Raw genomic sequence first — 24,011 nt, forward strand, 5'->3', positions numbered from 1 at the left:
AAAAAACTGGCTTCGCCGCGTTACGGCAAAGCCAGTTTTTTATTGCTTTGATTCGAGCGTCGAATGAATCCAGTTCCACGCCTGCGGGTTCTCAAAGCCTCTGCGCCAGGAAGCGACTCCGGCAAGATGATATTTATTCACCAGTGCAATTCTCGCTTTAACCGAGGTCTCATCCTCGATCCAGATTTTTTTGCGCTTGCCGTCTTCCTCGTATTCGATATAGTTTTGACCGGTTTCTGCAGAAAAAACAGGAGTCAGGTTCTTCTCCTTGATGATCCGCTGCGGCCTATCCATGAACACGGCCCTTGAGCTCACGTTGGTTTTGCCGTCCTTCACTTCCTCCGTCCATTCCCTGGTATAAAAAGGAATTCCCAAAATCAGCTTTGACGGGGGGATATCCTCCTCAAGGAGCGCAACAATGGACTGTTCCACCCAAGGCAGCGATGCCACTGACCCTGCCTTTGGACTGCTTGCCCAATGCTCGTCATAAGCCATCAGCATCATGTAATCGACCGACTCCACAAGCGCTTTACGGTCGTAAAAGAGAGACCACGTCTCGCTGCTGGATATCGGCGTTACATCTATCGAGACAATAAGCCCCTGTTCATGCATAAGCGGCGTCATTTCACGGACGAATTGAACCAGGTTTTGTTTATCTTTGAGATACACGTTTTCAAAATCAATATTAATGCCATCAAGCGAGTACATCTGCGTGAAAGCGAGCAGCTGCTTGATCATGGTCATCCGTTTATCGTAAGTGGATAAGGCATCGGTCGTCCTTTTCGGGTCAAACCCATTGCTGAAGAGTGCCCAAACCCGGTATCCCCTCTCGTGGGCCCATTTGACATAGGCCGGATCGGCCAGGTTATTCAAATTGCCTTCCCCGTCTTCCAAATGAAACCAGGTGGGACTGACCACATTGACTCCCGGCATCGGAGGAATGCTGGAGGTATCCGGATTTTTGGTGACCACATGCTCCCAGGTTAAATTCACTTTTCCGCTGACCGGCTGCTTGGGAACGAATTCGGCGACAGGCTTCTTTTGGGGAATGGTCTCCTCCTGATCGGCAACCAGCTGCTCCTTGCGAATATACCCCATATAACCGCTGGTTAGCTGAACACGCAGCCACTGTTCATGCTCATCCCATACCATCACCTTCTCTCCCTGCTTCACGTCGGCTAAAATGATCGCTTTAATCGAGGGATCCCGACGCATGGGAATCGTTCGGTCCGGCTTGCCGGGATATGAAACTGCCTGATACCAACGCACGGTATCGCCTGCTTTGAACATCAGCACCGCACCGGTCTCTTCGGACTCGCGCAGTTCGATCTCATACAGGTCTTTTAGCGGATCAATGGGAAGGTACACCTTGTCGTCCTTTTTTTCCAGCGGAAAACGGAGTTTGAACGGTTTCTCATTCATCATTCCCGTCAGTTCGCTTGTCCGCAGTCGAACTACCTTATCTTTAGTGGTTATAATAGTCGATTCCGATGATTCCTCGTAAATCAGAGACGGATCGATGTGTTCTTTCACAATGTCCAAAGGGAGTTTTAAACTTTCTTTAGACCCGATGGCCGGATCATTAAGCATGGTCCCTTGATAAAACACCGGTTTCGGATTCCCTTCAAAGCCCGGTTCTTCATGCTTGGAGCTCGGCACATAGACCGACCAATAATAAAGTCCGAAAACCATGCCGCACATAACGGCAATCGTCATAAGCAGCAGGGGCTTTCTACGTTTTTTCCCACGACGCATGGCTTCACTCCCGTACCCACAATGTTGAGATAAAAAGAAAAGACGTATTCGAGCGCCAACAGGCGGAACGAACACGTCCATTATACCTTAAATCTATCAATCTATCATGTGGATTGCATCGCGCAATCGGAACATATGCCGTACACTTCAACACGGTGACTCTTCACGTGAAAACCCGTCAATTCTCCCGCCGCCTGTTCCAAATCGTTCAAAGGCTTATAAGCAAAATCAACCAGTTTGCCGCACCGCTCGCAGAGCGCATGGTAATGATCGGACAAATTCGCATCAAACCGGCTGGAATGATCGCCGTACGTCAACTCCCGAACCAATCCGGCCTCAATAAACACTTTAAGGTTATTGTATACGGTGGCAACGCTCATGCTGGGAAAACGCGGCGACAGCGCCTTATAAATTTCATCCGCCGTTGGGTGAATTATCGTATCAAGCAAATAGGATAAAATGGCATGCCGCTGCGGAGTCATTCGAACGCCCATCGTCTTGAGTTTGTTTAACGCTTGTTCTAAAGCAAGGTTCATGGTGTGCACCGCCCGCTCAAAGAAAATACATCACTTTATTCTACTCGCATGCCGAGTAAATTGTCAATTCATCATTTGGATAGACAGAGAGTCATTCGTCTCCAGCCGGATCCGATGCTGCCCTCCGCCGATGGTTCCGGTAACCGTATCTCTTTGTACTATCAGCGGAAGATTGGTCTGAATACCATCTTCGCTGCCTTTTCCTTCAACCCGATAGTCCCCGGCAGACGGAAGCTTCACGTCAATCTTCCCATTCGATGTCTTGACATCCCAATCTCCATCCACCGTTCGGCTTGAAATGTCGACGGATCCGTTGCTTGTATGTGCCTTAACTTCTTTTAGCACACCATCAATCACAATGGCTCCATTGGAGGTCTCCGTTTGAATCGTCCCCGATGCATTCATCGCACGAATTTCTCCGTTGGTAGACTCTATCACTGCATCACCTTGATGGTTGTTGACTTCAACCCGTCCGTTTGAGGTTTTCAGATTCAAGCTGCCTTGTGTGTGCGCTGCCAGAATCCGGCCGTTAGACGTGGTGAAGCGCAAATCGCCATTCAATTCAGATACCTGAATTTCTCCGTTTGTAGTTTTCCCGGTAAACCGTTCTTTTATTGGAAGTCTTGCAGCATTGATTTTACCATTCTCCAGCTTCATATCCAGATTGACCTTCTGTTTCTCCGGCAGGGTGACCACCAGATCCATCCGCGGCTTCCGGCTGCCTAAAAAGGATCCCGGATACTCCTTGGCAACTGCCTGAATATCAAGCGTGCCGTCGCTTTCATCAAATTCCAGCCTGGACTCATCTGCAATCGGCTTGGCTTCGTTTTCATTGTCTGCCTTCACGATGACAGTAAGCTCCACCTGCACTTGATCAACCTGACCCGATTGTACGACAACGTTACCCGACAGGTTACCGATTCGTATGGTTTCCGTATCAGAAGAAAGCGGAATCAACGTCACGTCTTTATCAAACCGGTACCCTTCGGAAGTTATGGATTCAATGGCTTGCGAAAAATGGAATCCGTCGAACTTTTTTAAAAAATCCGTTGTCTGTGTGCTCACAATCACCACCGCTGAGATCATGACGGCAAAGATGATGCCCCCCAAATCCAGCTTCAGTTGGCGTTCGCTGTTCCCGTATTTCATATTGAACAAAATATATTCCATGCCCAAAAAGATGAACAGCAGCGGCCACCAATCTATAAGCACCGTCGTGAAGTTCGTATTCATCCTCCTGTCCGCAATCACGGCTCCGCCGACCAGCACGAGCAGAACCGCCGCAGTAAAGCGACCTGCTTTATGCATATGTGTCTCTCCTTATTTTTTCGTCGATTCCTTAATGAACATATAGAGCCCTACGGCAATCAGGATCACTGCTCCGGTTGACGATCCCAAAAAATCAAACACATGATCAAGCCAAGCCGGTTTACCGTTCACAAGTATAAGGAGCGCCCCTGCAGCAATCAATACATAGCCGAATCCGTTCCCCCGAAGCTTTGGCTTTCTCGGCTCCTCCCCCGGGAAGAACATCCCCTCTTCGTCCCGCGCACTATGGCCAACGCCATAAGAAGAACCGGCATAGTTGACTTTGTCCGTCTGCTGCAGCGCATCAAAGATATTATAGAAATAAATGACAGGCACAAGCAGAGAGAATAAAACAATGAGCGGGATGCTTGTCGCTTTGCTTGTGGCAAAGAATACAATGGCAAAAATATCGATAATCATCAGCAGCATGATGCCCATGCCCCGCCGCATGAGACCCAAGTAGAGCTGACCCGTACCGGGGATCAAAAAGGAAAGAATTCCGGCGATCCATTTGTTTTTACGGGGCAACCGCTGATCAAAGACCGGATCATAAGGCTGCCGCCTGCGGGCCTGCCCGTAGCGTTCCATTCTCTCCCGTAAAAAAGCTTCTTCTTGGTCGTCTTTATGGATATTCGGATCTTTCGATTGATCCTGACCTTGCATTGGTGACTCCTCCTTAGAACAGCAAATGGCGCGAAACCTCTCCGACGGCCTGAAGGAACTGGATTGCACCGGAGCGTAGACCGGCCTCAAGCTCGCCCGCATCGAGGTTGATCAGTTTCCCTACAATGCCGGTACTAATAAATAAATAAGTTGCCGCGGTGGCGACCAGCCCGTTGATCAGTTCGGAACGCCAATACGCGCGCCGCTTCCCGCTTACAGCAGTTCGACCCGAGTCCCGTCCGGAATGAACCAATGAAGCTTCGACTTCGATCGAAGACATCACCCGGTCTGCCAGATCACTTGGAGCCTGCAGAACAGGAAGCTCCTCTAAAGCCATCTCCATGTCCAGTAAAACGGAGATTCTCCTGCGGCAGCCGGAGCACGCTTTGATATGATAACCGATTCGTCGGTCTTCCTTCGCGGAGCACCTTCTATTCAGATATCGTTGCAGCTCTTGATCGTTCGGATGCATGACAGCCATGATCCCGCACCTCCAGCCATTTTTCTTTCAACAGTGCTTTACCCCGATATAATCTCGTCTCAATGGTCTTGAGCGGCAGCCCGGTAGTCTCCGATATTTCCTGATAGGTTAACTGCTTGTAATGGTACAAATACATGATGAGCCTGTATTTCTCAGGCAGTTCTGCGAGCAGCGTCAGTACGGTTTGCTGTTCTTCCTTTTGCAGCGCGCGGGTTTCCGGTTCTTGCTTTCGGTCGCCGAACCAGCTTTTGACTTTGTCCAACACCGCCTCGTGCGGCCTTCTGCGCCGGGAGCGCAGATAATCCGTCACCATATTGACAGTAAGGCGGTAAATCCAGGTCTTCAGTTGTGACTCCCCGCGAAAGCGATCCAATGAACGGTAAAGCTTGATAAATACTTCCTGCGTCAAATCCTCGGCGGTTTCGCGATGCTCAATCATGCGGTAGATCAGCGTATAAATATAGTCCTTATGGCGTTCAATCAGCTCCCGATAAGCTTCATGATCACCCTGACGGACCTGGTCGGCCAGCTGTTCATCCGTCATGATTTCCATCATTTCACCGCCTTGCTGTTTCTTATTTCACTCTCTTAGACGCGGCGCATTCCAAAATCCCTTCACTTTGCGCCAAAAATTAATCGCATGAAACCGAGTTCACTCCATCCAAGCTCATCAGTTCCTCCACCGTTTGGGCAACCTTTACATTCTTGGCTAAGCGAAGCATTAAAGTAATCTGAAGCCGATTCCCATTCTCCATGGGAATTTCTTCCACCGAAAGCTTTTGAATGACGTTGCCTTGCTTGCTCAGCATAGTAACAACTCGGCCGAGAAGACTTGGACTATCGGTAGCCTCCAGCTTAAAAAAAAGCGTTTTTTTCGTGTGAAAATATTTTTGCTCGACGAGGTTTAGTAAAAAAAGACTGACCAAAGCCAGCGCACAAGTCAGAACCGAAGCATAATAAAATCCTGCGCCGACGGCAAGGCCAATGGCCGCGACAACCCACAAGGAAGCCGCCGTTGTAAGCCCCGTGATAGACTTACCGGTGAAAAGAATCGTTCCCGCTCCTAAAAATCCGATGCCGCTGATCACCTGTGCCGCGAGCCGGGCAGGATCCAACCGGACATTATCCAGCTTGGCGAATTCAGCAAACCCATACATCGACAACAGCATGATCAGCGTAGACCCAAGGCATACAAGAATATGAGTGCGCAGCCCGGCTGCACGATTATTTTGCTCCCGTTCGAATCCGATGACTCCACCTAACAATAAGGCCAGCAGTAAACGAAGCGTAATATGCAGCGTGTCAATTGTCCACGGATCATTCATAAACCGTCGCCTCCCGATCAATGATAAAGATTAATGAAGATTATTGTAACACGGAAAGGTTCGTTACTGGAGACTTTGCAAAAAAAATGCCGGGTGCCTCTATATGCTATATTTCCCTATAAAAAGCAAAAAAAGGCCGAAACAGGCCTTATCTGTTGGTTTCCCTATCGGGCGGCACGAACGGATCGTGAAAAACCGTAAACTGCCGCGATTATAACACTTTCTGGAATTTCGTTAATGTAATCCCCGGTGCCACCAACTGCATCTGAAGCGGCTGGTATCCATGTTTATCATACAATTGAACGGCAGGAATATTGTTCGTCCCCGTATATACGATAATCCTCATCCCCGGCAGCGCAAATTGCTCAAGGTGCTTCAGCAGTTTGCTTGCAATTCCGCGGCGAAAACAATCCGGATACACCATTATGCGGCTGATCGTCAATTCTCTGGCGCTCTGCTTGCATGCCGCGGCACCTCTGAGCTTTCCTTCTTCATAATAACCGAAGAACGATTCCCCGGATTCTTTTAAGCTGAGCGGGGAATCAAACAACGGAGGAATTTCCTCAAAACCGATCAGCTCCGCCTCCACCCGATAAGCGGTTTGCTGCAGGGTGAGGAACTCCAGCACTTCCTGCGTATCGTTCAGATCGATTGCACGAATCATGGATTTCGCCCCCTTTGTGCATAAAGAAAGCGGTAATGACCTCCAAAGTCCGGCATTCCCAATTGCCACGCCGGACAGAGGCGCATACCACTTTGGATTTACATTATGCGTTAAGACGTTCGATAATCAGCTTGTTTACCAGACCCGGATTGGCTTTGCCTTTGGTTTCCTTCATGACTTGTCCGACCAGGAAGCCGACCGCTTTTTCTTTGCCCGCCTTATAATCGGCAACCGATTGCGGATTGTTATTCACAATCTGATCGACAACGGCTTTAATCGCCCCTTCATCACTGATCTGCACCAGACCTTGCTCTTCAACAATGGTCTGAGGGTCTTTGCCCGTTTCCAGCATAGACTTGAATACGGTTTTGGCGATTTTGCTGCTGATCGTTCCTTTTTCGATAAGCCCGATCATTTCTCCCAGACCTTTACCCGTAATTTTCACGTCGGCAAGCTCCAGGCTGTTGGCGTTCAAATATCCGAGCAGGTCGCCCATAATCCAGTTGGAAACCGCCTTGGCGTCTTTCGTGAAGTTCAAGCTCTCCTCGAAGAAATCAGCAAGCTTGATGGAAGAGGTAATGACCTCCGCGTCGTAGCTCGGCAAACCATATTCGCTGACGTAGCGTTTCTTGCGCGCATCCGGCAGTTCAGGAATCGATGCGCGGACGCGAGCCTTCCATTCCTCATCAATATACAGAGAGACCAGGTCCGGATCGGGGAAATAGCGATAGTCGTGAGCCTCCTCCTTGCTGCGCATCGTCAGCGTCTTGCCTTGGGCCTCATCCCAGCGGCGCGTCTCCTGCACGATATGGCCCCCGCTATCCAGCACGTCTGCTTGCCGCCATTCCTCGTATTCCAGACCGCGTTGAACGCCGCGGAACGAGTTCATGTTTTTGAGCTCGGTTTTCGTACCGAATTCCTTTTGCCCGAAAGGACGCAAGCTGATGTTTGCGTCGCAGCGCAGGGAACCTTCCTCCATCTTCACGTCGGAAACGTCGCAATACTGCATGATGGCCTTGATCTTCTCCAGATATGCGCGCGCTTCCTCTGGAGAACGGAGATCCGGTTCGGATACGATCTCAATCAACGGAGTGCCGACGCGGTTGTAGTCGGCAAGCGTAGCATATCCTCCGTCCACGTGCGTAAGCTTGCCCGCATCCTCCTCCAGATGGACGCGCGTAATGCCGATGCGCTTCGTCTCGCCGTTCACTTCGATCTCAATCCAGCCATGCTCGCCTATCGGCTTGTCATACTGCGAAATTTGGTAAGCTTTAGGGGAGTCAGGGTAAAAATAGTTTTTCCGGTCGAATTTACTTTCCGTTGCGATCCGGCAATTGAGCGCCATTGCTGCCTTCATGGCATATTCCACCGCCTGCTTGTTCAGCACGGGAAGCACGCCGGGATGTCCTAAACAAACCGGACAGGTATGCGTGTTCGGCGGAGCTCCAAATGAGGTGGAGCAGCCGCAGAAAATCTTGGATTTCGTGTGCAATTCCACGTGCACCTCGAGTCCGATGACGGTTTCGTATTTCTTATCGGTTGCTGCTGTCACTTAAGGTTGCTCCTTTCTATTACAGCTGCGGACGCTGCTTGTGGAAGTCGGTGTGCTGCTCGTAAGCATGGGCTACGCGGAGAATCGTCGATTCATCGAGCGCTTTGCCGATAATTTGCAGACCTACCGGCAGTCCGTCCGAGAATCCGCAAGGAACGCTGATCGCTGGTATGCCGGCCAGATTGACAGGGATCGTCAGAATATCGTTCAAATACATGGTGAGCGGGTCCTCTGTCTGCGAACCGATGCGGAAAGCCGTTGTCGGCGCAGTCGGCCCGATGACCACGTCATATTTTTCAAACACTTGTTCGAAGTCGCGTTTAATCAAAGTGCGCACTTTTTGCGCCTTCAAATAGTAAGCATCGTAATAGCCGGAGCTTAATGCGTAAGTGCCGAGCATAATCCGGCGCTTTACTTCATTACCGAAGCCTTCACTGCGGGATTTCAGATATACGTCCAGCAAATTCTTTGGATTGTCGGCGCGTACGCCATACCGCACTCCGTCGAAACGAGCCAGATTGGAGGACGCCTCCGAGGACGCCAAAAGATAATAGGCGGCAACGGCATACTCCGAATGCGGAAGGGATACTTCTTCCACGACGGCTCCCAACCCTTCTAGCACTTTCAATGCCGTCAGCACAGCATCCTTCACCTTCGGATCGATTCCCTGACCAAGGTATTCCTTCGGTACAGCAATACGCAATCCCCGGACGTCACCTGTCAATGCGCTGATATAGTCGGGAATTTCCGTATTCAAGGATGTCGAATCCTTCGGATCGTGGCCTGCAATCGCTTGAAGCAGGTAAGCACTGTCCTCCACGTTTTTGGTCAGCGGCCCGATTTGGTCGAGTGAGGAGGCAAAAGCCACCAAACCATAACGGGACACCAGGCCGTATGTCGGCTTCATACCTACAATGCCGCAGTACGCCGCCGGCTGCCGAATCGACCCGCCGGTATCCGAGCCAAGCGAGAAATACACTTCGCCGGCCGCTACCGCCGCGGCGGAACCACTGCTGGAGCCGCCCGGAACATATTCAAGATTCCAGGGGTTGTGTGTTGGATAAAAACTGGAATTCTCGCCCGAGCCTCCCATGGCAAACTCATCCATGTTCAGCTTGCCCACGGAGATTGCCTCAGCTTCCTTCAGCTTGCTCACGACGGTGGCATCATAGATCGGATTGTAATTGCTGAGAAATTGACTCGCGCAGGTCGTCGTCACGCCTTCGGTGACGATGTTATCTTTCACGCCGATAGGCAGACCGAAAAGCAGTCCGCGGGGATGCCCCTCTCCGGAATGCTCGTCCAAAGCTTTGGCCGCCTTTCGCGCGTTTTCTTCATCCAGCTTGAGAAAAGCTCTCACCTTATGATCTACTGCAGCAATTCGTTTATACGATTCGTCCACCAGATCGGTGACCGTGATTTCTTTGGCATGAAGCTTGTTATGTAATTCTTGCAGACGCAAATTAAGCAAAGACAAGCGAAAATCCTCCCTTCGTAGTCTTACGTTATTCCAATACTGCCGGCACCTTGATCTGTCCGTCTTCTTCATCCGGCGCATTCAGCAGAACCTTCTCGATCGGCAAAGAGGGCTTAACGACATCTTCGCGCATGACATTCACGAGCGGCATCGCGTGGCTTGTCGGCTCAACGCCGTCCGTATCCAGCTGATTCAACTGCTCGGCATATTTCAATATGGCATTCAATTGCTCGGTGAACCGCTCCTTTTCCTGATCCCCAAGTTCAAGTCTGGCCAATGCGGCTACGTGCTCCACATCCTTGATCGTAATACTCATTTCCTGCACCTCACTCTTTAAGCAATCATTCTTTTCATTATAGCCTAGATGGAATTTGAACTCAATTGTCATCGTATAGGACAGGCGTGTAATAGACAATATAATAGGAGATGAACGAATACGTCGTTCCGGATTCACCGGTCACTGTGAGAATGAACACAAAAACGGCCAAAAAATCACCTTCCAGCCGGTGTTTTCTTGACCGTATGTTAGTGCAGTATTTGACGTTAAATCCACGCTTTCAAGTGGATTTGTTTAATAAAATCTTCGCGTGTCTGAACATCCTTGTTCGTATCGGCGACCGGCTCCTCTGAATCTCCGTTCATGATGCGGCGAAACAGTTCTTCATTCTTCGTGGCAAGCGCATAATCGATCAGCGCCTCCCGCTCCACCCGGTCAACCTCCTGCTGCAGCAGCACTTCCTCAAGCTCAACATCGGCCCCGGGTACAAAATAATGCTTATTCACCTTCGGTACGCGTACCACATAATCAAATACATTATCCGCATTACGGTCATACGCAATGATATATCCATATTCGCCGATCGGCAAATTTTGTTCAAAACTGTCGCCGACAATAATAACTTTTTGCCCTAAACGCAGCATGGACGCTCCCCCTCTTGGTCCTACCGGCCCTTGCCTCTTGATTCATGTCAAAAATCATATATGATCAATTGTTCTGATAGATTAGTAACTGCAAGATAATTCATGAATCGTTGTTTGCACTGGTGCCAGAAGCATTAATATGAATTCTATTAATTTTATCATTATTTCGTTGGCCAAGCAATTCTTGAGTTGCCTGCCTTTGATTTAATCATATCATCATCTTTTTTTGAAGAGAAGAGGTTATCTTTGCATAATTCCTTAAGCGTTAAAAAAAGGCGGAGAATTCGTAGCGAATCCTCCGCTTATTCGACCAGTTAGTGCCGGATTTGGTTCACGATGACATCATACATGCTTCCTATGATACGAACGGGTACATCCGTCGTTTGCTCCAAGCCGTTCGTCCAACGGACTTTGAACCGGAATGTGTACTCCTCTCCGTTTTGCAGCATACGAACGTGATCCGTATTCAGCAGCTGCCCTGTGAAGCGAGTATCATTGCTGCCGGTAAGAGGGACGGTCTCTCCCGTTTCGATTAGCGTCGCATCCACATCGTCGGGCTTCGTTGCGCTTACCCCCGTATCCGTCACCTGAGCGGCCAGCTCGAACGCTTCTCCGGCCCAAAAATCCCTCTCGCCCCTTTGCCGCTGCGGGTATTTCGCATTCCAGGCCTGACGGTAACTTTCCCACTCCGGTGTGTGGTTTACCCATCCCGTAATATCCAACGGAAGGACCACAAAGGAATACGTTTGTTGAAACATTCCTCCCCAACCATCATGAATCGTAAGTCGGAACACATAGTTACCTTCGGGTATAGGGCCATAAGTAAACACGCTTTGCTGTCCCGAAGGAACGTTATGCCACTGCCGGATGGTTGAGAATTCGCCTCCGTTAAAGCTGCTTTCAACGGTTATGGACAAAGCGTCTCCGTCAGGATCGGATGAAATAACCGTAAACGCAGGCGTATCGTGTTCATAAATTGGGCTTGCAAAAGTAAGCGTGCCGCTTGGCGCGCGGTTAATATAAAGCCATGCTTGCGGAGACCAGTCGGATGCAGCTCCGTATTGGTCCCACACCATCACGCGCACCCTGAGTTTTTGCCCTGCCGGCAGATCGCTCGTTACAGTCCAGGATGCGCTTGTGCTTGCGGTGTTTTGAACAATTTTTCCGCTATCCAGCACCATGGCCGTATTTGCCTCATTAGTAATTTGAATCTGGAAATGAGTGAATAGGGTTCCCGGGTCCGGGTCTGTCTGCGACCAAGCAAGCGTAGGCCGCAGCGTATTGGCTATCGTCGGATTCGCCTGTGTTCCATAAGGATAACTCATATAAGCCTCAGGAGGACGGTTTGTCGTCATCCATCCGATATTACTCCACCCCGACCAGGCTTCCCCATCGCTGACCTGAACCTGCGCCGAATACTTCTGACCCATAAGCAAACGATTTTCCATGGTCCAGGCCCAGGAGGCTGCCGTTGTGTCCATAACCTGGTGATTCAAGCATTCGACGCAAAAACCGGCTTCATCCTTTATCATGAGGTTGAATACGGTAAAAATCGTTCCTGGATTAGCATCCGCCTGATTCCATCGTATGGTCGGCTGCAAGCTGACAGGTGTCGGATTGGCTTGGGTACCTGTAGGGAACGTAAGCGTCACTGTCGGCGGTACATTTGGCGGCGGTATGACGGTAACCGTAATGGTTTGCTCATACCAATCGCTCCATGCCCCGTATTCATCCTGAACCGCCATATATACGGTGTAAACTCCCGACTCCGTAGGTCTAACCAGTTTGGAAGCGACCGTCGTGTTGCCGCTAGGTGTCACGTAATAAAACTTTTTGGCGTAAATCCCACTGTTGTCGGCATAAGGAGCTTGGCAGTTGCCTTTTGCATAACACCGGTCCGGATCGAAGCTGTGATCGGTCCAAGCAATGGTATTATCAGCTGCTAGGCTTAGCGTGAATTTAGATATTGGAGCCCGATGAACAATAAGCTGCTGAGTGTACCAATCTGAGTATTTTGAGTAATCCTGGAATGCTTGAGATCCGTCCGCCAGCCTGTGATTAGGGTGCGGATCATCCGGCGCCCTGTACTCGATCTTATACACTCCAACCTTATCAAAATTCAGGATAGGCGTTGTTACGGTTTGTCCGTGACGGCTGGACAATCCGCTCTTCCCGTCCCCGGTGTCCAAGAATATGGTGGTGTCCACATGGGCGTATTTCCATTGGGTCCCGTTATCATATCTTGGATCGTTTTCTGGGTCAGAAAAAGTATGCTCGTATTTAACCTCCTTGTCCACTAGAGCGTATCCATTAAGATACTTGGATGTTTGCGGTGGATAAATGGCATAGCGTATGCCCTTGAACTCAGAGTATTCCTGTAGGGAATAAGGTCCAAATGTTCCGGAAGAAAAAGTGGAATCTGTTTTATCTATAACAAGAGTCCCATTTTCGTATATCCTAAATCTGTTACCGTTCATTTTTATTTGATAATTATACCAAGCATTATTAAATGAACTTCTAGCAATTTCGGAGATCGTTGTTTTTCTTCCGTTAACAATTTTTACTAATCTCAATCTGTCTTTCATAGACTCTAGACGATACATATTTTTCGAGTCTTGAATTCTGAAAGACATTCCGTAAGGAATGTAATCCAAGTACGTGGCATTAGCTTTTTGTTCCCACTGAATAGTCGCATCAAATAAAGGAGACATGGATGGCTTCATTATTTGACCGAAACTAAAATGTTCGTTAGTGTTCTGAGTTTGTGAACTACTAGGAGTGAAACTATAGACTTGCCCACACATTATATAAAGACTCTCAGATATAACAGTAAGTTGATTGTATGCATAAGTGTTACAAGATGTGTCAAAAAGAAAATTACCGGTCCTGGTTTCTTTTACTCTGCTGTATTCCAGTGATCTGCCGTTTATGTCGCCGTCGAACCCCAAATCAGTGTCTAAGTCAAAGTTTGTATTGAATCCAGCAGGTATGGTTGCCCAGTGAGATTGACCAGTTGCGACATCAAGGTATCTGTACTGTTGGCCTCCAGAAACACTACTATCGTAGGTTAGGTTATACCTAACTAAAGTTTCATCCTCATTAACACCACTTATGGTTGCACGTTCAGACCAACTCCCTGCTTGACCAATTCTGGTAATCTTTCCTGTATCACCGTCAAACTTATACATATAGTATTGTGCAGTGAAATAGATGTTTCCGCTAGGGGCCCTGAAGCTAACGCTTCCCATCGTACCGGGATGTACTTTTGGCCCACCAAAGTCCCCCGTTTCTGATGGAACGTCCGTGTAGGTCTCTACCTTGTATGGAGTTGTTAGGTTGTCAAAGGTGTAGGACTTTATTATACGATTAGTCAAGTCTATAGATTTATAGTCATAGTTGAATTTCATCAAAACTTGTAAATCAAATGGACTTGATCCATCACTGTATGTCGGGAATACCCCTGATTTATTCGTTGGTCCAAACCAACCACTAGAATTTTGCATTCTATAAGATCCAGAAGCATCTATAGATATATTTCCACCCCGCAAGGAGGCTATTTTATACCTTTTCCACTGAGTTGTAATATCGTAAGGACTTCCTTGGACCGCGAACTGATTTGAATGAAGTACTATTACCTCTCCCACATCTTCTTTTACGTGAACAGTATAGCTGGAGTCGAAAGGGAATTCTATTAACTGTATCGGTTGAGGAAGGTGGAACCCTGTTATATAAAGTCTCTGCCTTTCATACCATGACTGGTAACCACCAACCAAAAACATATTATTTCCCAAATAATAGTCGGGGGTAGAAAAGAAAGTAATACCCGGCAGACTACCATACCCTCCTGCTAGTGTTCCCGGAGCATCTGGTAATGCAAGTGATGGCATTTTATATTGTCCCGGAGATATGCTGCTTATGTTGTCGGTCCTAACTCCAGTAGATAAAGTTCCCGCAGGTGAAATCCTCCATGCGAATTTAGGAATAACATTCTTATCCAAAGTGGTGTTTATCCAGCTGTCAGTTAGGAAATCTCCGTTAGGAATCCCATTCCAGATCGCCGGTTCCGGTTCAGTAGTTTCACCACTTACCGTGAAGGATACTTCTGGACTGTCATTAATAGATTCGACAACATAATCTTTGTAAGCATCTTTTCCATAATCCTCTTTGGCATAAACACGGAAGCAATACTTCCCTACCTTATCTGGCTTAAAATCAAAAACTTCATTATTAGAAGATATAAGAGTGCTGGTCGGAGTGCAATTTCCATTGTTGTTAGCATCATAGCCATAAGTAACCCTGTACTGAACTATCGTATCCCCATCTGGGCTGTAAGAGGCATTTCGAAATTTTGCTGTTCCTACTCTGGACACTGTGGCGCTGTACTGAAAATCAATCACGGGCGGTTGGTCCGGAATGACCGTTAAATCCCATGTATCAGGCTCCAACGATTTTAGGCCGGTATTGTCATAGACATGCAATTGAATTTTTTCAGTACCGACTACAGAATAACTCTGCTTGGCGTTTATCCATTCATCCTTTGTATGGTCAATCATGCGACCTTTTACCGGTGAATAGCTTTCGCTTGAATCCCAAGGAATGGTTAATGGACGACCTACTTTAATTACCTGCTGTCCCTTTATTTTAGGTATTGGGTTTGGGGGGACTACATCCAGGTTAGCACAAGCATTAGTAGAACTAACACCATCGGCAGCGTATGCGCAAACCACTTGCATACCCAATACATCCGCGGTCATGCCTGAATAACTTTGTCTAGTGTAAGGCTTACTCCAGCTGTGTTTCCCTGGCAGCCCGCGCACCCACTCGGTGGTGTTCATAGGGTCCTCAAAATCCCAATAGAACGTAATCGGGTCGCCGTCAGGATCTTTCAGCTCCGTTACTTTTAACCCTACCGTATCTCCGACAATCACCGTGCTGATCGGTTCACCCGCTGTATCTACGAATGTAACTCTAAGCTGCGGAGGGTTATTAGGCGGCGGCGGTCCGATTTCAAACGTCTTCGGCCCAATGGTTCTTTCGACTCCGCAGCTGTCTAATGCAATGAAGGTTACCGTAACCGTACCGCTTTTCATATTGGCCGGATACTGCTTAGTAGCATGATCAAAAGCGAACACCCAGGAGTTCGTGTTACCACTTGTGTTCGGATACCAACCATGATCTGCTGCTCCAGGAGGCGGCATGGTCAACTCCCCGCCGTTACCGGACATGTGCCATTTAAACTTACTCAGCTCACACCCTTGCGGTCTGGTTTCAACCGTAAAAACGTTATTTTCCTTCCAAGGCAGAAAACCTTTTTGGATCGTTAATTCCCCCGTTAAAGTTCCTGGTTCTTGTGTAGGAGGAGGCGTTGTTTCACAAGTCGCTTGGGGGGTAAACGTTTCATTAGTGGTGTTATTCGATCGATTCGTATCTCCAACGGTATTACCGGAGTCTACGACCAATGAGAAGATTTTAGGCGCAGCTGTACTGAATGTATAAGAATAAGTTCCTCCCAGCAGCACACCATTGTTGGCCCCGCCTGACGCATTCTCTGTTTTGACGACCACACCATCTACTTTTAGCTGCACCGTGAACGCCGTGGAGGTGCTTACGCCAATGTTCTTGTACGAATACCTGATGGTTTGTGTGCTACCTACCGGAATACAAGCATTATCGACTTTGATTTCCTGAGCGGCGAGGTCGGGGGTGGCTGGTATTTCATAAGTAATCTCAACCTTCCCCATGCTGTAAATGTAGGTCTTTGCTTGCCAATCTGTATTGACTTCCATTACATAGTTATTGAGTTGGCCGTATCCTGTATTTTTGCTTTCAATTATACAATCTTTTGGATCGCCTACAGGTACAGGGTCTTTCGGATCGAATGTACAAACCGTATCTAATATCCGTCGAACGGCAATTTGATTTGATCCGTTAATATATCCCCATGAATATGGTTCGGTACCAATCTTCATCTCTGATGCACCTGTTAATCGAATGCTGCTTGGATCAACAAGTGGAACCGGATCATTAGGTCTTGGGTTACCTTGAGTTGGTTGAGTTTTATAAAATACAGATGGTGGAGGGACATTGTAAGCCCTTGTCACGGCAGCTCCATTCATATTCCAGTTTGGTGCAATATCCACCATATCTTTAGGTGGATTACCAAACAGATACCTTAGATCGTTACCTTCCTTATTCGTTCCATTATATGCCGTTGGCGTTGAACTAGCCGTCGAGGAACTTGAGGGCCTGATATAACCCTCACCAGGAATAATCCCCGGCTTTTGTGTAATGCCTCCAGAGGCTGCATCGTTCGGAACAAATTGATAAATACTTGTGTTTGCTCCCTTGTGTTCCCACCGTTTTCCATCAGGTAAACGATAAATTTGATGGCCCGGATTTGTAAATGCCCTACCATAAACCGTTAGCTCATTACCATTTACATGAATTGTAACGCTATTGCCGTTTAAGGATCGAGTTGCAGTTTGTCCAGGGCCTACGGTCACCGTCACATCTTTTACCGTGCCATCAATATAAGGAGAAAGATCAATGTTTTTTGACCATGTATTGTTGGCAGAATAATGTTCACCGCTGACCGGCTGATCCCTTAACGTGCCCGATTGGAAATCGATATACATCGTTTTCGATTCGGCTGCGAATGCAACGCGGTAATCAATGAAGGGTAGTATGAATTGTGCCAAAAAAACGGCTAGCATGAGCAATGAAAAACGCTTTTTTTTCATGAAAAACCTCTTTATTCTTTGATAAATAATGGAAACCGGTTTTGTCCCACATAGTATCCGCTATTTCTTAATGCTTCACGTTGATATTCGGTCCCATTTTTGGTGAGAGCAAAAATCACGTAACCTTCTCTCGACCCTACTAGATTTGAACCAATAACCGAAACGCCACGGCTGCTATCTGACGTCACGGATAGCCACCCTACCATTTGAAAATTATCTTTGACACGCAAGTTATAATCTCTTTCCGATTCTGTAGTAAATTCAATCTTGTATGCAAAGTAGTAACTGTTATCCAGATTGTCTTGTCGTTCACTATTGGCCAGAAGATCCCAATAAGGCGAATCCTTATCCGAAGAATCAAAGAAAATGATTTCCTTAATCTTCATCTTGATATCTTTATTTAAATCATGCTCTATCGGGAGAGTAACCGCTTGTCTTAGCCCGTATGCCGTTTCAAAGTTCGTGCCGCGTAAAGCGATTTCGGCGTTACCCAAGGCTATTTTATCTACGGGAAGGGTATCCCCTTTGTTTAATTTAAGTATGCGCTCGATGATGGTTACGGATTGCGCTCTTGTCGTTGGCTTATCCGGTCCTAGTTCCCCTCTGGACAATCCTTGAATCAAACCCGTCTTCGTGGCATTGAACATCACGGAATCGTTGTCCATCAAGACCCCTTCCTGCTGCATATCCTCCCGTGTTGCACGCAAGGATATAAGCGACATTTCAAGCCTGGATATTGGAGTGTTTAGATCCCCGCTCGTAAAGTCTTCCGTATGGTAGATATTTTTTTCTTTAGCGGCTGTGACATAAGGTGTGTACCAATCTTCCCCATCCTTTGCTTCAGGAAGACTAAGCTTCACGGCTGAAACGACTAATTTAATAAACTCGGCGCGGCTTACATTTTGCTCAGGTTTAAAGCTGCCGTCCTCATATCCGTCAACGTAACCGTTTGTGACGGCCGCGTTAATAGCTGCTTCGGCCCAATGATCTTTTGTATCATAAAAGGCCACGTTCGCAGACGCGTATTGATTGCAGCCGGTCATGAGTAATGACATCATTGTGGTAATAAGAACAACTTTTTTCATGCAATTCACTCCTAATGGATGTTATTTAACTCGAAATCTAAAAGCAGCCATGTAAACTGTATAACAGCGGTCGATTCGCTTGCCGCATGGCAACGCATATTAATCATAGGAAAAAATCGTCAAAGACCAGCTTCCCAAGCTAGTTCAACTTAGGCTCCGCAAAGCGCGTTACGCGCTGCCGGAGTAGTTGAACTAATGATGTCTTACAGGAAAACCCTTAACATCATTGTATCCCCAACTATGGCTTGTCCAATTTCTTCCCCGGAGGCGTTGGTAAAACTGACTCGCAGCTCGGGAGGATTATTCGGGGGTAGAGAGCCTATTTCAAAATCTTTCGGGCCTATGACGCTCTCCGTACCGCAGCTGTCCAGTGCCGTGAAAGTAACTGTCACCTTCCCGCTTTGGATGCTGCCCGGATATTGCTTGAGGGCATTATTGAATGTAAATAAATACCCGTTCGTGTTACCGCTTGTGTTTTTGTACCAGCCGTTGTCCGCTGCTCCGGCTGGAGGCATCGTTATAGATCCGCCATTACCCGACATGGTCCACTTGAACTTATCCAGCGTACATCCTTTAGGCTCTACAACGACCGTAAAGGTATTATTCTCTTTCCAATCAATATACGGCTTCTGGATAGTTAAAGTGCCTGTCATGGTTCCCGGATCCTTCTCGGAATCGCACGTAGCTTGCGGAGTGATAGTTTCGTTTATGGTGTTATTAGAAACGATTCGTGTCACCTACGGTATTGCCCGAGTCCACGACCAATGAGAACGTTTTGGAAGCACTTGTGCTAAATTTATAAGATAAAGTCCCGCCTAACAACACGTTGTTATTTGCCCCGCCCGATGCATTTTCTGTTTTGACCACTACGCCGTCAACCTTCAGCTGCACGGTGAATGCAGTGGAGGTACTTACGCCGACATTCTTGTACGAATACCGGATAGTTTGCGTGCTGCCAGTTTGTATGCAGGCGTTGTCGGCTTTGATTTCCAGCGCTGCCAGGTCTGGCGTAGCTGGAATTTCGTAAGTAATCTCAACCTTCCCCATGCTGTAAATGTAGGTCTTGACTTGCCAATCCGTATTGACTTCCATTACATAGTTATTGAGCTGGCCGGAGCCTGTATTTTTGCTTTCAATTCGACAATCTCTTGGGTCGCCTACGGGTACAGGATCGTTCACGTAGTATGTACAAACGGTATTTAATATCCGTCGAACCGCAATTTGATTTGATCCATTAATGTATCCCCAAGAGTATGGTTCGATACCAATATGCTTTTCCGAAGCACCTGTTAATCGAATGCTGTTTGGATCAACAAGTGGGACCGGATCTTTGGGTTCAGGATTAATATTGGTTGGTTGAGTTTTATAGAATACAGATGGTGGAGGGACATTGTAAGCCCTTGTCACGGCAGCTCCATTCATATTCCAGTTTGGTCCAATATCCACCATATCTTTGGGCGGATTACCAAACAGATACCTTAGATCGTTACCTTCCTTATTCGTTCCATTATATGTGGTAGGCGTCGAACTGGCCGTCGAGGAGCTTGCCGGCCTGATATAGCCCTCATCAGGAATAATCCCCGGCTTTTGTGTAATGCCTCCAGAGGCTGCATCGTTCGGAACAAATTGATAAATACTTGTGTTTGCTCCCTTGTGTTCCCACCGTTTTCCATCAGGTAAACGATAAATTTGATGGCCCGGATTTGTTTCTGCCATGCCATAAACCGTTAGCTCATTTCCATTTACATTAATAGTAACGGTATTGCCGCTTATGGATCGATTTGCAGTTTGACCAGGTCCTACGGTGATTTTTACATCTTTTACTGTCCCGTCAATATAAGGTGTAAGATCAATGTTTTTTGACCATGTATTGTTGGCAGAATAATGTTCACCGCTGACCGGCTGATTCCTTAACGTGCCCGATTGGAAATCGATATACATCGTTTTCGATTCGGCTGCGAATGCAACGCGGTAATCAATGAAGGGTAGTATTAATTGTGCCAAAAAGACAACTACCATTAGCCATGAAAAGTGCTTTTTATTCATCGAAAAGCCCCTTTATTCATTTAAGAATAACAGAACGTCCTTTTGATTTATGGTATAAGCACTATTTCTTAACGCTGTACGTTGATATTCTGTACCGTTTTTGGTGAGAGCGAAAATCAAGTAACCTTCTTTCGATCCTACTTGGTTTGAACCAACGACTAAAGCGCGACGGCTGCTATCTGACGTCACGGATGGCCACCCTACCATTTGAAAATTATCCGTAACGAGCAAGTGATAATCTCTTTCCGATTCTGTAGTGAATTCAACCTTGTATGCAAAGTAATAACTGTTATCCAGACTTTTTTGATCATACCGAACACCATTGGCCAGAAGATCCCAATAAGGAGACTCCTTATCCGAAGAATCAAAGAAAATAATCTCCTTAATCTTCATCTTGATATCTTTATTCAAATCATGCTCAATCGGAAGAGTAACCGCTTGCCTTAGCCCGTATGCCGTTTCGAAGTTCGTGCCGCGTAAAGCGATTTCGGCGTTACCCAAGGCAGTTTTATCTACCGGAAGGGCTTCCCCTTTGTTTAATTTAAGTATGCGCTCGATGATGGTTACGGATTGCGCTCTTGTCGTTGGCTTATCCGGTCCTAGTTCCCCTCTGGACAATCCTTGAATCAAACCCGTCTTCGTGGCATTGAACATCACGGAATCGTTGTCCATCAAGACCCCTTCCTGCTGCATATCCTCCCGTGTTGCACGCAAGGATATAAGCGACATTTCAAGCCTGGATATTTGAGTGTTTAGATCGCCGCTTGTAAAATCTTCCGCTCGATGTATATTTTTTTCTTTTGCGGCCGTGACATAGGGCGTGTACCAATCTTCCCCATCCTTTGCTTGAGGAACAGTCAGCTTCATGGCTGTAACGACTAATTTAATAAATTCAGCGCGACTTACATTTTGATCAGGTTTAAAGCTGCCGTCCTCGTAGCCGTCGACGTAATCGCTTGTGACTGCCGCGTTAATAGCAGCTTCGGCCCAATGGCCTGCTACATCATTAAAACTCGCTTTAGCCGTTGGGATAAAAGCATTTGAAGTCCCCAATAAAGCAGCCGCAATGAGTGCGGCCGTGAATGTTGTTCTTAGTCTCTTCATTATTTTTCCCCTTTTCCTTGTACAGGGCATGCTGTTGCTGCCCTTGATTTCCGGTTCCTCGGCGCCTCGTCAACCCCCCGGGAATACAGGACTTTTCTCCCTCAAGCCGCCTCCGGCCATAGGTATATTGTAGCTTGTAATCCGTTTTTTTACAGGTAATTATATCCAATTGATACGGATTAGCGAAATCTTACACTGGCTACGCTGCTTAATACGACCGGTTCGCTGTGCGACTGGCCCAGAAGGGATCGGTTCACCTCTATGATGGCGACAATGGACGGGCCGTAGATGGTTACGTTCACGCTGCGTGTCGTTTGCCGGTCTGTAGAGCTGTGGACGGTGATGGTCCGATTCAGCACATAAGGATACGTTGGATTGGTAACATATTCCAAGGGGACTACATCCAGGTTAGCACAAGCATTAGTAGAACTAACACCATCGGCAGCGTATGCGCAAACCACTTGCATACCCAATACATCCGCGGTCATGCCTGAATAACTTTGTCTAGTGTTGGTTGAGTTTTATAAAATACAGATGGTGGAGGGACATTGTAAGCCCTTGTCACGGCAGCTCCATTCATATTCCAGTTTGGTGCAATATCCACCATATCTTTAGGTGGATTACCAAACAGATACCTTAGATCGTTACCTTCCTTATTCGTTCCATTATATGCCGTTGGCGTTGAACTAGCCGTCGAGGAACTTGAGGGCCTTATATAACCCTCACTAGGAATAATCCCCGGCTTTTGTGTAATGCCTCCAGAGGCTGCATCGTTCGGAACAAATTGATAAATACTTGTGTTTGCTCCCTTGTGTTCCCACCGTTTTCCATCAGGTAAACGATAAATTTGATGGCCCGGATTTGTTTCTGCCATGCCATAAACCGTTAGCTCATTTCCATTTACATTAATAGTAACGGTATTGCCGCTTATGGATCGATTTGCAGTTTGACCAGGTCCTACGGTGATTTTACTGTCCCGTCAATATAAGGTGTAAGATCAATGTTTTTTGACCATGTATTGTTGGCAGAATAATGTTCACCGCTGACCGGCTGATTCCTTAACGTGCCCGATTGGAAATCGATATACATCGTTTTCGATTCGGCTGCGAATGCAACGCGGTAATCAATGAAGGGTAGTATTAATTGTGCCAAAAAGACAACTACCATTAGCCATGAAAAGTGCTTTTTATTCATCGAAAAGCCCCTTTATTCATTTGAGAATAACAGAACGTCCTTTTGATTTATGGTATAAGCGCTATTTCTTAACGCTGTACGTTGATAGTCGGTACCATCTTTGGTGAGAGCGAAAATCACGTAACCTTCTCTCGACCCTACTAGATTTGAACCAATAACCGAAACGCCACGGCTGCTATCTGACGTCACGGATAGCCACCCTACCATTTGAAAATTATCTTTGACACGCAAGTTATAATCTCTTTCCGATTCTGTAGTAAATTCAATCTTGTATGCAAAGTAGTAACTGTTATCCAGATTGTCTTGTCGTTCACTATTGGCCAGAAGATCCCAATAAGGCGAATCCTTATCCGAAGAATCAAAGAAAATGATTTCCTTAATCTTCATCTTGATATCTTTATTTAAATCATGCTCTATCGGGAGAGTAACCGCTTGTCTTAGCCCGTATGCCGTTTCAAAGTTTGTGCCGCGTAAAGCGATTTCGGCGTTACTCAAGGCAGTTTTATCTACCGGAAGGGCTTCCCCTTTGTTTAATTTAAGTATTCGTTCGATGATGGTTACGGATTGAGCTCTTGTCGTTGGTTTATCCTGTCCTAGTTCTCCTTTGGACAGCCCTTGAATCAAACCGGTTTTCGTGGCATTGAACATCACGGAATCGTTGTCCATCAAGATTCCTTCCTGCCGCATATCCTCTCGTGTTGCACGCAAGGATATAAGCGACATTTCAAGCCTGGATATTTGAGTGTTTAGATCGCCGCTTGTAAAATCTTCCGCTCGATGTATATTTTTTTCTTTTGCGGCCGTGACATAGGGCGTGTACCAATCTTCCCCATCCTTTGCTTGAGGAACAGTCAGCTTCATGGCTGTAACGACTAATTTAATAAATTCAGCGCGACTTACATTTTGATCAGGTTTAAAGCTGCCGTCCTCGTAGCCGTCGACGTAATCGATTGTGACTGCCGCGTTAATAGCAGCTTCGGCCCAATGGCCTGCTACATCATTAAAACTCGCTTTAGCCGTTGGGATAAAAGCATTTGAAGTCCCCAATAAAGCAGCCGCAATGAGTGCGGCCGTGAATGTTGTTCTTAGTCTCTTCATTATTTTTCCCCTTTTCCTTGTACAGGGCATGCTGTTGCTGCCCCTGATTTCAGGTTCCTCGG

General features: G+C 47.1%; 21 protein-coding genes. All 21 read right to left on the reverse strand.

The features are described 5' to 3' along the window. Window positions 1-39: 39 nt before the first annotated feature. Window positions 40-1,755: a glycosyl hydrolase family 18 protein gene (locus IJ22_RS16965; protein ID WP_062409654.1), complete on the reverse strand. Its 1,716-nt coding sequence runs from the start codon at window positions 1,753-1,755 to the stop codon at window positions 40-42. A gap of 104 nt (window positions 1,756-1,859) precedes the next feature. Further along, entirely contained in the window at window positions 1,860-2,291 is a 432-nt protein-coding gene (locus IJ22_RS16970; RefSeq protein ID WP_062409655.1) for a Fur family transcriptional regulator, read from the reverse strand. 63 nt (window positions 2,292-2,354) lie between these two features. Then, window positions 2,355-3,599 carry a DUF4097 family beta strand repeat-containing protein gene (locus IJ22_RS16975; RefSeq protein WP_062409656.1) on the reverse strand — a complete coding sequence of 415 codons (1,245 nt, stop codon included), beginning with the start codon at window positions 3,597-3,599 and terminating at the stop codon, window positions 2,355-2,357. Between the two features lie 12 nt (window positions 3,600-3,611). Further along, the gene (locus IJ22_RS16980; RefSeq protein WP_054819586.1) at window positions 3,612-4,262 is read right to left on the reverse strand and encodes a hypothetical protein; all 651 of its coding nucleotides are present in this window, start codon (window positions 4,260-4,262) and stop codon (window positions 3,612-3,614) included. A gap of 13 nt (window positions 4,263-4,275) precedes the next feature. Beyond that, window positions 4,276-4,743, reverse strand: a complete 468-nt coding sequence (locus tag IJ22_RS16985; RefSeq protein WP_062409657.1) for an anti-sigma factor — start codon at window positions 4,741-4,743, stop codon at window positions 4,276-4,278. After that, window positions 4,694-5,299: an RNA polymerase sigma factor gene (locus IJ22_RS16990; protein WP_235594158.1), complete on the reverse strand. Its 606-nt coding sequence runs from the start codon at window positions 5,297-5,299 to the stop codon at window positions 4,694-4,696. The genes IJ22_RS16985 and IJ22_RS16990 overlap by 50 nt, the downstream gene beginning before the upstream one ends. Window positions 5,300-5,375: 76 nt before the next feature. Then, on the reverse strand, window positions 5,376-6,068 hold the full coding sequence (locus tag IJ22_RS16995) for an MgtC/SapB family protein (protein WP_062409659.1): 693 nt from the start codon (window positions 6,066-6,068) through the stop codon (window positions 5,376-5,378). 211 nt (window positions 6,069-6,279) lie between these two features. Then, on the reverse strand, window positions 6,280-6,732 hold the full coding sequence (locus IJ22_RS17000) for a GNAT family N-acetyltransferase (RefSeq protein ID WP_062409660.1): 453 nt from the start codon (window positions 6,730-6,732) through the stop codon (window positions 6,280-6,282). A 103-nt stretch (window positions 6,733-6,835) separates the two neighbouring features. After that, entirely contained in the window at window positions 6,836-8,284 is a 1,449-nt protein-coding gene (gene gatB / locus IJ22_RS17005) for an Asp-tRNA(Asn)/Glu-tRNA(Gln) amidotransferase subunit GatB (protein WP_062409661.1), read from the reverse strand. A gap of 19 nt (window positions 8,285-8,303) precedes the next feature. Beyond that, window positions 8,304-9,761, reverse strand: coding sequence for an Asp-tRNA(Asn)/Glu-tRNA(Gln) amidotransferase subunit GatA (gatA, locus tag IJ22_RS17010; protein ID WP_062409662.1), 1,458 nt, complete (start codon window positions 9,759-9,761; stop codon window positions 8,304-8,306). A gap of 28 nt (window positions 9,762-9,789) precedes the next feature. After that, entirely contained in the window at window positions 9,790-10,077 is a 288-nt protein-coding gene (gene gatC / locus IJ22_RS17015) for an Asp-tRNA(Asn)/Glu-tRNA(Gln) amidotransferase subunit GatC (RefSeq protein WP_062409663.1), read from the reverse strand. A gap of 227 nt (window positions 10,078-10,304) precedes the next feature. Continuing rightward, window positions 10,305-10,682: a hypothetical protein gene (locus tag IJ22_RS17020; RefSeq protein ID WP_062409664.1), complete on the reverse strand. Its 378-nt coding sequence runs from the start codon at window positions 10,680-10,682 to the stop codon at window positions 10,305-10,307. A 314-nt stretch (window positions 10,683-10,996) separates the two neighbouring features. Then, window positions 10,997-17,422 carry a glycoside hydrolase family 78 protein gene (locus IJ22_RS17025; protein ID WP_062409665.1) on the reverse strand — a complete coding sequence of 2,142 codons (6,426 nt, stop codon included), beginning with the start codon at window positions 17,420-17,422 and terminating at the stop codon, window positions 10,997-10,999. Between the two features lie 11 nt (window positions 17,423-17,433). Continuing rightward, window positions 17,434-18,507, reverse strand: coding sequence for an S-layer homology domain-containing protein (locus IJ22_RS17030; RefSeq protein WP_062409666.1), 1,074 nt, complete (start codon window positions 18,505-18,507; stop codon window positions 17,434-17,436). A gap of 203 nt (window positions 18,508-18,710) precedes the next feature. Beyond that, the gene (locus IJ22_RS17035; RefSeq protein ID WP_062409667.1) at window positions 18,711-19,160 is read right to left on the reverse strand and encodes a hypothetical protein; all 450 of its coding nucleotides are present in this window, start codon (window positions 19,158-19,160) and stop codon (window positions 18,711-18,713) included. A gap of 64 nt (window positions 19,161-19,224) precedes the next feature. After that, window positions 19,225-20,553: a CARDB domain-containing protein gene (locus IJ22_RS17040; RefSeq protein WP_062409668.1), complete on the reverse strand. Its 1,329-nt coding sequence runs from the start codon at window positions 20,551-20,553 to the stop codon at window positions 19,225-19,227. A gap of 12 nt (window positions 20,554-20,565) precedes the next feature. After that, the gene (locus IJ22_RS17045) at window positions 20,566-21,657 is read right to left on the reverse strand and encodes an S-layer homology domain-containing protein (protein WP_062409669.1); all 1,092 of its coding nucleotides are present in this window, start codon (window positions 21,655-21,657) and stop codon (window positions 20,566-20,568) included. 179 nt (window positions 21,658-21,836) lie between these two features. Then, on the reverse strand, window positions 21,837-22,049 hold the full coding sequence (locus IJ22_RS17050) for a hypothetical protein (protein ID WP_201023563.1): 213 nt from the start codon (window positions 22,047-22,049) through the stop codon (window positions 21,837-21,839). Window positions 22,050-22,141: 92 nt separating this feature from the next. Beyond that, window positions 22,142-22,531 carry a hypothetical protein gene (locus IJ22_RS26110; protein ID WP_145862544.1) on the reverse strand — a complete coding sequence of 130 codons (390 nt, stop codon included), beginning with the start codon at window positions 22,529-22,531 and terminating at the stop codon, window positions 22,142-22,144. Window positions 22,532-22,614: 83 nt separating this feature from the next. Next, entirely contained in the window at window positions 22,615-22,851 is a 237-nt protein-coding gene (locus IJ22_RS17055) for a hypothetical protein (protein WP_062409670.1), read from the reverse strand. Window positions 22,852-22,863: 12 nt separating this feature from the next. Next, entirely contained in the window at window positions 22,864-23,949 is a 1,086-nt protein-coding gene (locus IJ22_RS17060) for an S-layer homology domain-containing protein (protein ID WP_062409671.1), read from the reverse strand. Window positions 23,950-24,011: the final 62 nt, after the last annotated feature.

Origin of the sequence: Paenibacillus naphthalenovorans, assembly GCF_001465255.1 — a bacterium.
GTDB classification, from domain to species: Bacteria; Bacillota; Bacilli; order Paenibacillales; family NBRC-103111; genus Paenibacillus_G; species Paenibacillus_G naphthalenovorans.